The following is a 13,584-nucleotide window of genomic DNA, read 5'->3' as shown; positions in this document are numbered from 1 at the left end:
TCCAGATTGTATATAGCTCTGGTTCAAATGGTTTATCAAGTACTGCGGCGTCTCATTTTGTATTAAAGACGGGTTTATTAAATAACCTATCAATATATATGTCCCCTTATTCCCTGAAATTATAACGGTCGAAGGTATATGTGGAGGGTTGCCCATATACGCAGCAGATTGGAAGAATCCACCTTGCGCCCACTTGTCCACTACGTATTCCTTAACTATTCGGTAATATTGAGGTAAATATTGCTGTATCTGAGATAATCCGTATTGAACGTAGTTACTTACTTGTAGACCAGTTGCCGTAGCATTAAGGTAACGGTTATAAAGATAAAGGAACTTGAAGTGAACAGAGGAGTTTGGCTGAAAACTTAGAAAAATAAGAGATGGAGTATCAGGGTATATGTCGTTAGGGTCTGAATAAGAGAAGTTGTATAAGACTTTACCGTAATGGGAAATAAATGCATACAATACCCAACTATCTGCCGCCCCATAGGGACAGCCGTACCACGAAATAAAGACAATACATACTAAGGCTTGGTTAGCTAAATCTACATCACTAACTTTGATAAATGTGTCTAAAGGTATTTCAAATGGGTAAAGTAAGTAGGGAAGCAATAAAAATATTACAAAAATTAAAACTATTGAAAGAACAATTAACCTTCTATTCACTTTCACCAAACCTAATACCTTTTTTATAATAAATTTTTACTTCTTTTTACGTTAAACCTTTTACTCAGCCTCTCAAATATCATGAATAATACATGTCTGAGGAACTTTGCAAACGATTAATTTCAACAAAAAATGCTTGCTGGCTCCTTATTTCTGCTCAATCTTGCTCAATCTTTCACATTTATTTCTATACTCGCAATACGAACATTGCCATAGCATCTCTGGGTTATTCTTAGCCTCAGGAGGTGGGAGTTCTCTCTTTGTCAAATACTCATGAAGGAGTTCTACTCTCTTTATAGAATCATTAAATAACTCGGGATCAAAGTTAACTTCAAATTCCTCCATTTCAAAATTGCTTCTATCTATGTAGAGAAGGATACCTTTGGCTCCAGGATACGCCTTCAAATATAAGTTTAATTGAGCTTTATGTTCTATTTTTGGAATAAAATTCCTTTGTCTCTTAGTCTCCAGGTCGTCGATGGTCTTTATCTCGACGATGTAACGCGTCTTTCCTACTGTGATAATAATTATATCGTCAGCGCGGCCCGAGATAACTATATCGTGCCTAGCCGGATGAGGGATCCTTATAGGAACCTCTGACATGACCCTTATAGATTCTTCCTTCTTCAAAATGTCTGCTATGAACTCATGAATTATCGTACCTAGGGTTACAGTTCTTAAACTCTCAAGTGGCATGGGAATCGGAGAAACCCTCATTAGATACTGTTTCCTTAAGCACTGCCAAATCTGGGAAGGCCAATACTCGCCGTCATAATAATCTGGTAACTCATACCTCGCTAAATGTTTACCAATTATCTCTTTCACTACCATTAAATAGATGAAGGATATACTACATTTATTTCTTTTTCGACTCGTTACAATAATTCAAGTTATTAATTTTTATTCTAAAAAGTTAGATGTAGAAAATAAATTATTTAAAGCAAACTTAATTAGTTGACCTAACGACTAGATCGGTTTGAATTAGCGTGTTTCTTGAGTAATATAATACAACTAGAAACTATCTTTCTATCTTTTTCAGTTTTCATATCGACTTAAAACCTTTTATTTACACCATCACTACATGAAACAATGCTCGGTAAAATCGGAAAGAAAATTTTTGACGAGGTAATTTATCCGCATCTTGGTGAAAGACACAAAGAAGTAATAATACCGCCTATGAATGGTGTCGATACTGGAGCAATTGAACTTGAAGGTAATAAGATTATGGTGGTAAAGACTGATCCAGTTTTTATCGTACCACAATTTGGTTTCAGAAAGGCTGCATGGTTTGCCGTTCACATTCTAGCGAGTGATGTTATGACTTCGGGTATTCCTCCTAAATATGCTATGATTGACCTTAACTTACCTCCTTCTATGACAGATGACGAACTGAAGGATATGTGGATCGGAATTCATGAGGCGTTAAAAGAGATAGGTGTGATGGTTGTAGCGGGACATACGGGAAGATACGAAGGAGTGTCCTACCCTATGCTAGGCGGTTTCACTATGATAGGGATTGGAGACAAAGAGAAGCTAGGAATGCCATCAAAAGTGAAAGAAGGCGATTTGATTATAGTGACAAAAGGTCCCGCCATTGAAGCTACCGGTCTCTTAGCTAACCTATACCCAGAGTATTTTAGGCAAAGGTTACCTCTGGAGCTCTTTAAAGAAGCCCTAGATATGTATTGGCAAATGTCTTGTTGGAAGGACGGACTAATTGCAAGTAAAATAGGGATTCACTTGATGCACGACGCGACAGAAGGAGGTCTATGGAACGCCCTGGTTGAAGTTTCCGAGGTAACTGGGAAAAAGCTGGTAATATTTGAGGATAGACTGTTCATTAACCGTGCTGTCAAAGCTGTTACCTCTTTAGTGGGTATAGACCCTTTCATCTCAATTAGCGAGGGCACGATGATAATAATAACTGACAAGGTGAAAGTAAAGGATGCATTAATTAAAGAAGGCATACAAGCTGAAATAGTTGGAAGAGTGGAGAAAGGTGAAGGGGTGTACGTAGGTCAAAAGAGGATAGAGAAACCTTCAGAAGACCCCTTTTGGGAGGCTTTCTTTAGACTTCAAAAACAATCAGTATAACACTAGGGGGCTAACTCTCTTTTATTTTAACAGTGTTATACATAGCACCCTAAGGACTACATAACTTCCTGATTTAAGTTTTGTAGATTATTTATAATTATGATTCCAGTTAGCGTGATGACAACTGGTTTAGGCACTGTCTCCTTTAATGTTAAAGGGGTATATAATAAAGAAAATCTTAGTAAATTTAGCGAAGTATCGCGACCTGTTGTGACATGGAACTTGACGTATAAATGCAACTTAAAATGCATTCATTGCTATATTGACGCCTCAAATGATAAACAAGACGCTTTAAGTACTGAGGAAGCTTTGAATTTGATAGACCAGTTTGCTGAGCTAAAAATCCCTCTGATAATATTGAGTGGTGGAGAACCGTTAATGCGGAGGGATTTCTTTAAACTAGCTTCATACGCTAGAGCGAAGGGATTGAAGTTAGCCCTTTCCAGTAACGGTACGCTAATCACCAAAGATGTTGCCAGAAAGTTGAAAGAACTGAATTTTTCTTACATAGGAATAAGCCTTGACAGTGATAGTGCAGAATTTCATGATAAATTTAGGGGAGTTGAAGGAGCCTTTAACATGACAATAAACGGCATTAAAAACTCTGTGGAAGCTGGTCTTAACGTAGGTTTAAGGTTTACAATTTCCTCGTTAAATATACATAGATTAGATGGTTACATTGAACTTGCACTGAAGCTCGGAGTAAAGAGAATTACATTTTACCACTTATCAGCAAGCGGTCGCGGAAAGGGATTAGACAATTTAATGTATACACCAGAACAATATGAGAAGTTCATTAACAAACTTATTGACTACTCGTTCAAGCTTAAAGGCATTATAGAGATAGAGACTACATTAGCACCTTTCGACGGGATTTTCGTCGCAAAGAAGTTGGCTAGAAATGAAGAGGAGTTTCAGCAATACCTAAAGTTCGTAGAAAATTCAGGTGGGTGTGGTAGAAAGATGATATCGATATATCCAAATGGAGACGTTTATCCCTGCCAGTTTATTGATTTCGTAAAATTGGGAAACGTTAAGACTCAAAGGCTTAGTGAAATAATAGCTTCTATTCCTGACGTGTTCATTAATACCGAAAAATATCTCAAGGAAGGAAAATGCGCTGAGTGTGAATTTAAGAAATATTGTAAAGGTGGAGATAGGGCAAGAGCCTATTATTGGTATGGAAATATTTTCGGGAGTGACCCATTATGCCCTTTGAAAAGTCTCCGCATTTAATTTTCTGGGAAGTAACTAAAGCTTGTCCATTAACATGCAAACACTGTAGAGCTAACTCAATTAGTTCCCCTTTACCTGACGAGTTGAGCACAGAAGAAGGGAAGAAACTACTAGAGGAGATTGCTGAGTTTGGTAAAGTAGTTATTGTATTTACGGGAGGTGACCCATTATTACGGAAAGATATATTCGAACTTCTAACCTACGCCAAATCTTTAGGGCTAGTTACCTCAATAGCACCTGCCCCCTCCCACCTCTTAAGCTCTGAGACAATAGAGAAGCTGAGAGGTATACTATCATACATGTCCATAAGCCTTGATGGTGCACAACCACAAACTCACGACTGGCTGAGAGGTTTAGGGAGTTATAAATATGCAATCAAGGGAATTGAGACAGCCTTGAGATACGGAATTAATATTCAAGTGAATACGTTAGTTTGGAAAAGGAATTATGAGGAATTACCCGAGATCGTGAAGTTATTAAAAGATTTAGGAGTTAAAGTGTGGGAAGTGTTCTTTCTTATTCCAGTAGGGAGAGGGACGGCAGAGCTAGATATACCACGCGAACGTTATAGAGAAGTAATTGAATTCCTTGTGGAAGTAACTAGATATGACCTTGTTGTAAGGACAGTGGAGGCACCATTCTTTAGGAGAGCTAAATTAGAATACTCAGAAGATATTACAACTATGAATCCTTTGATAATAAAGTTGAGAAAAATGCTCGGTGAACCTATGAAAGGTGTTGACAAAAGTTTGATTCCAACTAGAGACGGAAGCGGAGTGCTATTTATCGCATATAATGGTGACATATACCCTAGCGGATTTTTACCGATAAGGTTAGGTAATGTGAGAACTGATAATATTGTAAAGATTTACAGAGAATCAGAACTATTAAATATGATCAAATCAGGAAAACTTAAGGGAAAATGCGGAACTTGTAACTACAATGGGATATGCGGAGGTAGTAGGGCTAGGGCATATGCAGTATATAAAGACCCATTAGCTGAGGATCCTGCATGTTATTACTAAACTAATGGTGACGGTGCTCGTCATGAGTAGGCTTATCAGTCTCTGGCAACTCTCCCTTCAGCAGCCTTTCAAGTGCTTCCTCGACCTTAAGACCTGGAGCTAAATATATTTTTGCCTTTCCTTTTAACAATCTGACGCCAGGAGGGCCTATTTCAGCAACAACAACAGCATTGATACCTTTATCTAAAGCAGATTTTAACATATGCAATCCGCGAGCTGCCGTAGCCCTTAAGGCTGGATTCTCATACTTTTCAACTAACGTAAACTTGCCTCCTTCAAGTTGATAGATCATAACCTCTAATCCTTCACCGGGCCCATCCACGAATCCGTTTGTAACGGGTATTGCTACTTTCATTAATATCAATTTCGATATTGGTAGAAAAACTTAAAAAAGTAACTATTGAAGTTAGTAGGGAAAATCAAATAAAAACTTAGAATAATACTGATTGATAGTCTTGCTCTATTTTAACATTTATTACGTTTATCTTATTTGGATTAGCGTTGAATATTGCGTCCTTTAGATCTGTAATTCCAACAACTGTAATCGCCTTAAGCGATCTTTCCAGTATCTCGTCATAGTTTTCATTACGAGGCGTTTTAGAAATTGTAGGTATGTCGGAAGAAGTAACATCGAGAGTCGTTGAACCGTTGTCGTTCATAACTAGTAATATTCCTCTTGCCTTATTCAATCTAGAACTTAATACACCTAGATTTGATATTACACCTTCAATATCGGTCACGGCAATCGTATTAGGATCGTTAGAACGAATTATACCTCCTACTGCTATATTACGTTCTAATAGTGACTCGCTCGTTATCCATGTGTAAGGTTTCTCTATAGGTAACCTTACGAAGTCTAGTGTGGGAGCTGATAAGTCTACAAAAACTTTTGAGAACTGATATTGTTGTACAACTCTTACTACGTCATAAGGCCATAAACCGCCATGAGAGTTTAAGATATGAATCTTCCTATAGGTCTTAATCTTCTCTCTTGATCCCCTCTTAACTGCCTCTTTAACCTTAGCTTTTATTAATGTAAGAAGTTCCTTAAGGAATAGACCCGTATCTGCGACAAGAGGAACATGAGCCATGAAAACTTTACCGATATCTTCACCATCTATATTATTATGTACTAGGTAGCCTTTAACCTTCATAGACCAGCCTGCTGTAGCTAATTGTGTGAACCTAGTACCTAGTGCTAATATTACGTCTGCCTCCTCTAATAGCTTAGCTCCTTCACTGGTCGCGAAAAGACCTAATCCTTCCCCTGCATATAAGGGGTGAGAAGCCGGAATAGCCCCCTTAGACCTAAACGTTGTGATAACCGGGATATCTAATAATTCCGCTAACTCTAGGAGTTCTTTTGTAGCTCCTGCAGCAAGCACTCCGTAACCGGCTATAATTACTGGGGTCTTAGAGTTTCCTAATAATTCACTTATCTTGGCTACTGTGTTTTTATCCGGAGTTCTCTTCTCGGGCTTCTGCTCAGCTGGCGATAATGGATAGGCCTTAAGCCTAAAGAGATCTTCAGCTATTTCTATGTATACTGGCCTATTCCTATTGCTTAGGGCTTCTTTATACCCCTTTTCTACAGTTACTGTTATTTCTTCAATACTTATAACCCTCTCTCGTAACTTAGTAATGGGTGCTATGGCTGATGATACGTCATCAGGTGTTCTCAGTTCTCCTATCCTACTCCTACCCGTGTCTCTGTAAGACCTTACGGTAGATATTATAAGTAGGGGCTGAGAGTCCACGAAAGCTTGAGCTATTATATCAGTAGCCTCTAGCACTCTATTCCCTGGAGCAACAAGGGCTGTCCCTACTGTGTTAAACTCTCTAGAATATGAATCAGCCATTAAAATTGCTTCCCTAGCTGAAGAAGTTATATTAGCATTAATTTCATACTGCTTTAATCTTTCTAATATAAAGTCTGGAACGCTATAAGGAACAAAAACATCCTTAATGCCGAGTTCCTTTATAACGTAAGCCAATGCTTCGTCTCCTTTCATTTCCTTTCCTACGGTCTCCTCTTTCCTTTTTGGTTGGCTCACAATATACTACGGCTTACAAAAGTATAAATTTTTTAAAAGCCGGGGGCGGGACTCGAACCCGCGAAAATAGCGGGTGACGGCTTTAAATCTCTGCGGCCCGCCGCCTTAACCGCTCGGCCACCCCGGCATTCAAATTAGGATATGTCATAAAAGTATTTTAAGGTTATTGTGATGATTGATTAACGTGAGATTTTGATAGCGTTTTCGAAAGTCGGAGAAGTTCTTAAAGAAATCAAGGAACTTACTGACTTCGTAATAATCGGGGATACCGTAGTTGATTTAGAATTAGGTAGAAAAGGTACTGAAAGTGATGTAGACTTATTTATTCTTTCAGTTAGTGTTTTTATAGACGAGGATAAAATAAGGGAATTCGCATTTGATCGTGGTTGGGACTTTGGAAAAACACCTATTGATACTCCCAGACTAATAGTAGGTGTTGATGACGAGCAACTTCAGGTAGATATGTATGAAAATATTCAAGACTTCTTTGTACCACAAGACATTATAGAAAATGCACAAGAAAGAAAAATTGGTAACGAGTATTTCAAAGTGATCAGGATAGAAGACTATATTTTACTTAAGGCAAATGCGTTTAGAGAAGAAGACGAGGATGAACTGAAGACTTTAGTGTACTTAATAGGAAGTGGAAAAATAGAAATAGATAAAAATTACTTAAAATCACACATTCAGTCTTTTCAAGAAAATGCAAAAAGTATCGAGGATAGACTTAAAAGTATCGGTATTAAGGTCTAACCTTTCTTGGCTGGTAACTCTTTCTTCTTCGGCCTTAGATTTTTACTATGACATCTCCTGCATTTTGTTGCCCTAATTGAGTTTAGAGCTCCACATTCTCTACACACTTTCTTTAAAAATACTCTTTGTTGTACTATTTGTAGCTTCACGGGATCGGTGAGTGGCATTTTTAACCCCAATTCACATATATCAAACGGTTCAAAAAACTTTGTGTTAGAGGCGGAGTTGAATTAAGATGAAGATACCGTTAGACTATATTTGTGTTAAAAGCGGTCTTTTGTGTAACCGTTGCCAATCTATGATTGATCGTGGAGAGGTAGAAAGTTTTGAAGTAGAAGTAATGAAAATTTTGTTAGATTTAGAAGAGACACAATTCAAAGAGCTAAAAGATACTACCTACCATAAGGCGTTTAAATTGAACAACCTACTTATTCTGATAGTAACTAGCGGACCGTCTATGACTTACCAAAAGTGGATAAAAGTTGCTAAGATTCTTCAGGATAAACTTGGCGTAAAAGTGAGAATTTTAGAGAAGAGTAACAATATAAAGTCTACTGCAAGCCAACTTTTAACACCTGCGAGAGTTCTAGGAGTTAACACTGTATGGTTACCAGACGGAACCGTACAGTACGTTGTGAGAGTCTCAAAATATGAGAAGAAGTTTTTACCGGCTGACGAAACTTCCCTAGAAGCTGCACTATCAAAGATTCATTCAATACCAGTTAGAATAAGGGTGGAGTAAAAATTGCTCAAGAACTATTATAATAACCAAATATTACCCGAGTTAGAGGGTAAGGAAGTTGTAGTTGCCGGCTGGGTTCATAACATAAGAGACTTAGGTGGTAAAAAGTTCATAATACTTAGAGATGCTAGCGGAATAGGGCAAGTCGTAGTTGATAAGGACAGTCCGGCGTTTAAAGTAGCTAATGAATTAACTCAGGAAAGCGTAGTGAGGATTAAGGGAAAAGTGAAAGCCGACAAGAGAGCACCTAGAGGTGCTGAAATTCACGCTGAAGATATAGAGATTTTAAGTTTAGCAAAAGTGCCCCTGCCTCTTGACGTAAGCGGAAAGGTAAAGGCTGATATTGACACGAGACTTAGAGAAAGAGTATTAGACCTAAGAAGACCTGAAATGACTGCTGTAGTAAAAATTCAGTCAGTGGTGTTAAGGACTTTTAGAGAAACTTTATACAATGAGGGTTTTGTTGAGATCTTTACTCCAAAGATTATAGCTGCAGCTACAGAAGGAGGAGCCCAGCTCTTTCCAGTGATATATTTTGGCAAGGAAGCTTTCTTGGCTCAAAGCCCCCAGTTATATAAGGAACTTATGGCGGGAGTAGTGGAGAAAGTTTTTGAAATCGGACCAGCATGGAGAGCTGAAGAGTCGGACACTCCATATCATTTAGCCGAATTTATAAGTATGGACGTTGAGATGGCGTTTGCTGATTACAATGACGTTATGAATTTAATCGAAAAATTGATCTATAATATAACCCAAAGAGTAAGTGAAGGCTGTAAGGAGGAATTAAAACTACTAAATTACACTCCGCCTACCGTAAAACTTCCTATAAAAAGAATTCCATATAAAGAGGCTATAGAGATACTTCAAAGTAAAGGATTAAACATTAAGTTTGGGGATGATATAGGAACCCCCGAATTAAGAATATTGAATGAAGTAATTAAGGAAGAGTTATACTTCATAACCGATTGGCCCACTATGGCTAGACCCTTCTATACTAAGGTTAAGGATAATGAACCTGAGGTAAGCGAAAGTTTCGATCTTATATATAAATGGTTAGAAATAGCTTCAGGCAGTACTAGGAATCATAGGAGAGAGATACTAGAGGAAGCTCTCAAAAAGAGAGGATTAAGACCAGAGAGTTTTGAGTTCTTCCTTAGATGGTTCGACTACGGAATGCCACCTCACGCTGGATTTGGAATGGGATTTGCCAGGCTTATGGTTATGCTAACTGGAATACAAAATGTTAAGGAGATAGTACTATTTCCGAGAGACAAAAAACGCCTAACGCCTTAGGTAAAGTTCCTAGGATCACCTCTGCTTATTTCTCTAATTACTAACGTAGCATACATACCCCGATCCAAGGAAAACGAGATTTTTTTACTTTCGTTCTTAAGTTCAACCTTAACGTTTCTGAGCCTCATAAAAGCTTGTCTTTTTAAATCTCTCAAGTTAACTTTAATTTCTGGAATATTAAAAGAATAACCTACTATACCTTCTTCAATAGCTATTTGCCTAATTAAGGGATCCATGGGCTCAACAAACTTCTTCGGAACAGTAAGAATCACGTTATCAGCTTCTCTCCCTCTCAATTTATCCGCCATTAGAGAAAGATACTTGTTAAATAGATAAGATTGGTAAGCTTCAACGAAAAATCCTAGAGGGGTCTTAACCCTTTTAATTGCAGACAAACAGTCTTCCCCTCTAATTAGAGCTTTCAGTACTTCCCTTTCATCCCTGAACTTTTTAGGGAAAAGTTGGAGCGCCTTTTCATAGTCTCCTTTTTCATATGCTAATCTTGCCTCCTTTATTATCTCATGCTCCAATTCAAAAGGATGACCGATCAACCAATTAATTGCCTCACACCATTGCCTTAGAAATAAGTATTTCCCGACCAAGTGCGTATTAGGTCTCCTTGTGCCGAACCTTTGATAACCTATATAAGCAAATAGATATTTCACATTGCTCACAGTTGCCAATCTCTTGGCGAGTTCATTTTCGTCATCACTAACTAATTCTAACTCAAAAATATTACCCGTGTGGTTAAATTTTTCGTCTGAAAAACCAAGAAAATTTACCTCGAACTTTTCCTCCTTGTAATTGTCTATTTCAGGTTTACCTGAAAAGTAGATTATCTGTTGCGTTATTGCGTTAGTATCCTTTATTCCAATATAAATAGGTTTTCTACCGGTTAGTCTAGTTATTTTATCGATAACAGTGAAATGATCTATTCCGATCTTCTTTAATAGATATACAGCATATTTACCCTTATCCTTTCCTCTCCACTCAGTTACGGGTTTATACGAAATCTCTTCGACTACAATAAATCCATCCGGTCTGAGTATTTTAACGTTTAACGGAGCCCATTCTTCGTTTATATAATATTTCTCGAGTCCTAAAGAGAGATCTATCAAAGGAGGTGTTACAGTAATTTTAGGTCACCCGTTATTTTATCTATAATCTCTGAAGGAGCAGGCCCTATACCTACGCATGTAATAGTGCCAGGCTCTAATTGAGTCTTGCCTGCATCCTGAATTACAACTGTAGGCAAATTGTAATCTTGTGCTAGCTTGGACCTTTTTAGTAATTCTTCAAGACTGTTAACCTTAACCACAATCTTGGGTTGTCCTTCAGATAGCCATTCTTCGAGCCATTCCCTCCAACTTTCTTTTCCTTTTTTTAATATATCCACAACTAAAGAAACCGCAGCGTGAGCTACTTGTGCGGCAGTTTTTCCTTTTCCCATTTCAATATCTGTCCTCACTATTATAACCATTTTAATTGGCATAAGCAAAGAGAGAATTTATAAGGTTATTAAAAAGTATTGTAAGCAATGAGTATTTCATTTAGGTTAAGCTTAAAAGAGGAAATAGAACCACCAGTATGTTCAAGTTGCGGAAAGATAATACATCCCAGAGAGAAAGGCGTAGAATTTCTGTGCCCTAACTGCGGAGAAGTAATTATAAGAAGGTGCTATGAATGCAGAAAGCAAGGCGTCACTTACGTTTGCCCAAAGTGTGGATTTGAAGGTCCTTGAGGTGTAAGAGGAATGGCAGATGTGTTAGTTATTTTGAAGGTATATCCTGATAGTGACGAAGTAAACCTTGACAATTTAACACAACAGATAAACAGTAGATTACCACAAGGATATAAAATAGTTAGAAAAGACACGGAGCCAATAGCATACGGCCTAAAGGCATTAGTAGTATATATACAAATGCCAGAAAATACGGAAGGAGGTACGGAATCCTTAGAGGAAATAGTTAACGGAATAGAAGGAGTAAGTCATGCCGAAGTACTGCAAGTAACGCGTCTAGGTTTTTAAGTATTTCCCTTTTTAATTAATTAAATAATAGTTGATGCTTAAGCTCTTATACCTCATTTTTTATATTACTTAATGGGATTGCGTTGAGTAGTGCTGAATTTACTCCTTCGAAGAAGGAGCTTATCTTGAGAGTTGTTGAAGCTAAGCAAAAAGACGTTGGAAGGGGAAAAGTAAGGATAGACATTGATCTATTATCACAAATAGGCGTTAGTCCCGGAGAAGTAGTCGAGATCGAAGGACAGAGAAAGACTGCCGCAATAGCATGGCCTTTGGCCCCAGAGGATACATTGAATGAGGAAGACAAATACATTATAAGAATGGATGGTATAACGAGAAAGAACGCAGGAGTCGCAATAGGTGACAAAGTAATAGTAAGAAAGGCTAATCCGAAGGTTGCAACAAGTGTCAGGCTAGCTCCTTCAAATTTTTCTATTACGGTTGATCCAGGTTTCATTTCTTATGTTAAGAAAAAACTCAAGGACACCCCCCTAGTTGAAGGTGATACAGTTTTAATACCAGTATTAGGGCAAGCTATTCCATTTAGTGTTATCCAAGTAAGGCCACAAGGTGTAGCAATAGTATCCGACGAGACCAGTATAACGATATCAGAGAAACCGTTCGAACAAGCGAAGTATCCGAGAGTTACTTATGAAGATATAGGAGGGATGAAACATATAATTCAGAAAATAAGGGAGCTTGTTGAGTTACCGTTAAGGCATCCGGAACTATTTAAGAGACTAGGTATTGAACCACCTAAGGGTATTTTACTGTACGGCCCACCTGGAGTAGGTAAAACACTTTTAGCAAAAGCAGTAGCTAATGAAACTGAAGCCTACTTCACATCAATAAATGGACCTGAAATAATGAGCAAGTTCTACGGTGAAAGCGAGCAAAGACTTAGGGAAATATTTGAAGATGCAAAGAAACACGCTCCAGCAATAATATTCATAGACGAGATTGACGCGATCGCGCCGAAGAGAGATGAAGTAATAGGAGAAGTGGAAAGAAGGGTAGTGGCACAATTACTCACGCTGATGGATGGTCTTGAAAATAGGGGTAATGTTATAGTTATAGCTGCTACTAACAGACCTAATGCGATAGACCCTGCTCTAAGGAGACCCGGTAGGTTTGATAGAGAATTAGAGATCCCCTTACCAGATAAGCAAGGTAGACTAGAAATATTACAAATACATACGAGGAGTATGCCGTTATCTAAAGATGTCGATCTACAGAAATTAGCCGATATGACCCACGGATATACTGGAGCAGACTTATCAGCATTAGTGAGAGAAGCTGCTATGAACGCCCTAAGAAGATATTTGCAAATGATAGATTTAAGCCAAGATAAAATCCCACCTGAAATCTTAGAAAAAATGGAAGTTAATATGGACGATTTCCTTAAGGCATTCAAGGATATAGTGCCTAGCGGTCTGAGAGAGATATATGTTGAAGTACCAGAGGTTCACTGGGACGATATAGGAGGGTTAGATGATGTAAAAGAGGAGTTGAGAGAGGTAGTAGAATACCCATTAAAGTATAGAGAGGCATACGAGAATGTAGGTATTGAACCACCTAAGGGTATTCTTTTATTCGGCCCACCTGGGACTGGTAAAACAATGCTGGCAAAAGCAGTAGCAACAGAAAGCGGAGCAAACTTCATAGCAGTAAGAGGACCAGAAGTACTATCAAAAT

General features: G+C 38.1%; 16 protein-coding genes and 1 tRNA gene. 9 read left to right on the top strand and 8 right to left on the bottom strand.

Annotated features, from left to right (window positions below):
• A partial coding sequence (locus WIW89_RS08685) for a DUF929 domain-containing protein (RefSeq protein ID WP_337720452.1) occupies positions 1 to 666 on the bottom strand: 666 nt, incomplete at its 3' end.
• A gap of 147 nt (positions 667 to 813) precedes the next feature.
• Entirely contained in the window at positions 814 to 1,497 is a 684-nt protein-coding gene (locus WIW89_RS08680) for a CRISPR-associated protein Cas4 (RefSeq protein WP_337720451.1), read from the bottom strand.
• 258 nt (positions 1,498 to 1,755) lie between these two features.
• Between WIW89_RS08680 and WIW89_RS08675 the strand changes: the two genes are divergently transcribed.
• The 3 genes from WIW89_RS08675 to WIW89_RS08665 all read left to right on the top strand — a co-directional run bounded on the left by WIW89_RS08675 (position 1,756) and on the right by WIW89_RS08665 (position 5,021).
• Positions 1,756 to 2,760 carry an AIR synthase family protein gene (locus tag WIW89_RS08675; RefSeq protein WP_337720450.1) on the top strand — a complete coding sequence of 335 codons (1,005 nt, stop codon included), beginning with the start codon at positions 1,756 to 1,758 and terminating at the stop codon, positions 2,758 to 2,760.
• A 99-nt stretch (positions 2,761 to 2,859) separates the two neighbouring features.
• Positions 2,860 to 3,996, top strand: coding sequence for a radical SAM/SPASM domain-containing protein (locus WIW89_RS08670; protein ID WP_337720449.1), 1,137 nt, complete (start codon positions 2,860 to 2,862; stop codon positions 3,994 to 3,996).
• Complete coding sequence (locus WIW89_RS08665; RefSeq protein WP_337720448.1) at positions 3,969 to 5,021, top strand: TIGR04053 family radical SAM/SPASM domain-containing protein; 1,053 nt, start codon at positions 3,969 to 3,971, stop codon at positions 5,019 to 5,021. Before WIW89_RS08670 ends, WIW89_RS08665 begins: the two co-directional genes overlap by 28 nt.
• Before the next feature lies 1 nt (position 5,022).
• Here WIW89_RS08665 and WIW89_RS08660 read toward each other — a convergent pair whose 3' ends face one another.
• The 3 genes from WIW89_RS08660 to WIW89_RS08650 all read right to left on the bottom strand — a co-directional run bounded on the left by WIW89_RS08660 (position 5,023) and on the right by WIW89_RS08650 (position 7,202).
• On the bottom strand, positions 5,023 to 5,376 hold the full coding sequence (locus WIW89_RS08660) for a NifB/NifX family molybdenum-iron cluster-binding protein (protein ID WP_337710475.1): 354 nt from the start codon (positions 5,374 to 5,376) through the stop codon (positions 5,023 to 5,025).
• Between the two features lie 76 nt (positions 5,377 to 5,452).
• Positions 5,453 to 7,075, bottom strand: coding sequence for a thiamine pyrophosphate-binding protein (locus tag WIW89_RS08655; protein WP_337699665.1), 1,623 nt, complete (start codon positions 7,073 to 7,075; stop codon positions 5,453 to 5,455).
• A 37-nt stretch (positions 7,076 to 7,112) separates the two neighbouring features.
• Positions 7,113 to 7,202 (bottom strand) — tRNA-Cys (locus WIW89_RS08650).
• Positions 7,203 to 7,267: 65 nt separating this feature from the next.
• On the opposite strand from WIW89_RS08650, the gene WIW89_RS08645 reads away from it, so the two are divergent.
• On the top strand, positions 7,268 to 7,828 hold the full coding sequence (locus WIW89_RS08645; RefSeq protein WP_337720447.1) for a nucleotidyltransferase: 561 nt from the start codon (positions 7,268 to 7,270) through the stop codon (positions 7,826 to 7,828).
• Here the strand turns inward: WIW89_RS08645 and WIW89_RS08640 are convergent.
• Entirely contained in the window at positions 7,825 to 7,995 is a 171-nt protein-coding gene (locus WIW89_RS08640; protein ID WP_156004993.1) for a 50S ribosomal protein L40e, read from the bottom strand. The genes WIW89_RS08645 and WIW89_RS08640 overlap by 4 nt on opposite strands.
• Before the next feature lie 68 nt (positions 7,996 to 8,063).
• On the opposite strand from WIW89_RS08640, the gene WIW89_RS08635 reads away from it, so the two are divergent.
• Both WIW89_RS08635 and aspS read left to right on the top strand, forming a co-directional pair.
• Positions 8,064 to 8,570, top strand: coding sequence for a transcription elongation factor NusA (locus tag WIW89_RS08635; protein WP_156004994.1), 507 nt, complete (start codon positions 8,064 to 8,066; stop codon positions 8,568 to 8,570).
• A 3-nt stretch (positions 8,571 to 8,573) separates the two neighbouring features.
• On the top strand, positions 8,574 to 9,863 hold the full coding sequence (gene aspS / locus WIW89_RS08630; protein ID WP_337699662.1) for an aspartate--tRNA(Asn) ligase: 1,290 nt from the start codon (positions 8,574 to 8,576) through the stop codon (positions 9,861 to 9,863).
• Here the strand turns inward: aspS and truD are convergent.
• Both truD and pth2 read right to left on the bottom strand, forming a co-directional pair.
• Entirely contained in the window at positions 9,860 to 10,981 is a 1,122-nt protein-coding gene (truD, locus tag WIW89_RS08625) for a tRNA pseudouridine(13) synthase TruD (RefSeq protein ID WP_337720446.1), read from the bottom strand. The genes aspS and truD overlap by 4 nt on opposite strands.
• Before the next feature lie 8 nt (positions 10,982 to 10,989).
• Positions 10,990 to 11,355 carry a peptidyl-tRNA hydrolase Pth2 gene (gene pth2, locus WIW89_RS08620; RefSeq protein WP_337699658.1) on the bottom strand — a complete coding sequence of 122 codons (366 nt, stop codon included), beginning with the start codon at positions 11,353 to 11,355 and terminating at the stop codon, positions 10,990 to 10,992.
• Between the two features lie 51 nt (positions 11,356 to 11,406).
• On the opposite strand from pth2, the gene WIW89_RS08615 reads away from it, so the two are divergent.
• The 3 genes from WIW89_RS08615 to WIW89_RS08605 all read left to right on the top strand — a co-directional run.
• Positions 11,407 to 11,604, top strand: coding sequence for a zinc finger domain-containing protein (locus tag WIW89_RS08615; RefSeq protein WP_156007908.1), 198 nt, complete (start codon positions 11,407 to 11,409; stop codon positions 11,602 to 11,604).
• A gap of 12 nt (positions 11,605 to 11,616) precedes the next feature.
• Positions 11,617 to 11,892, top strand: coding sequence for an elongation factor 1-beta (locus WIW89_RS08610; RefSeq protein WP_337699657.1), 276 nt, complete (start codon positions 11,617 to 11,619; stop codon positions 11,890 to 11,892).
• Between the two features lie 83 nt (positions 11,893 to 11,975).
• Positions 11,976 to 13,584 (top strand): CDC48 family AAA ATPase (locus tag WIW89_RS08605; protein ID WP_443296429.1); only part of this gene is annotated, 1,609 nt, incomplete at its 3' end.

Origin of the sequence: Stygiolobus sp. CP850M (assembly GCF_037389425.1) — an archaeon.
Lineage (GTDB): Archaea > Thermoproteota > Thermoprotei_A > Sulfolobales > Sulfolobaceae > Stygiolobus.
This window is presented reverse-complemented; position numbering and strand designations above follow the sequence as displayed.

Excerpts from the sequence above, each read along its gene's own strand:
- WIW89_RS08670 (WP_337720449.1), top strand. The coding sequence starts at position 2,860 with ATGATTCCAGTTAGCGTGATGACAACTGGTTTAGGCACTGTCTCCTTT.
- pth2 (WP_337699658.1), bottom strand. The coding sequence starts at position 11,355 with ATGCCAATTAAAATGGTTATAATAGTGAGGACAGATATTGAAATGGGA.
- WIW89_RS08665 (WP_337720448.1), top strand. The coding sequence starts at position 3,969 with ATGCCCTTTGAAAAGTCTCCGCATTTAATTTTCTGGGAAGTAACTAAA.
- WIW89_RS08610 (WP_337699657.1), top strand. The coding sequence starts at position 11,617 with ATGGCAGATGTGTTAGTTATTTTGAAGGTATATCCTGATAGTGACGAA.
- WIW89_RS08680 (WP_337720451.1), bottom strand. The coding sequence starts at position 1,497 with ATGGTAGTGAAAGAGATAATTGGTAAACATTTAGCGAGGTATGAGTTA.
- WIW89_RS08675 (WP_337720450.1), top strand. The coding sequence starts at position 1,756 with ATGCTCGGTAAAATCGGAAAGAAAATTTTTGACGAGGTAATTTATCCG.
- WIW89_RS08640 (WP_156004993.1), bottom strand. The coding sequence starts at position 7,995 with ATGCCACTCACCGATCCCGTGAAGCTACAAATAGTACAACAAAGAGTA.
- WIW89_RS08635 (WP_156004994.1), top strand. The coding sequence starts at position 8,064 with ATGAAGATACCGTTAGACTATATTTGTGTTAAAAGCGGTCTTTTGTGT.
- WIW89_RS08660 (WP_337710475.1), bottom strand. The coding sequence starts at position 5,376 with ATGAAAGTAGCAATACCCGTTACAAACGGATTCGTGGATGGGCCCGGT.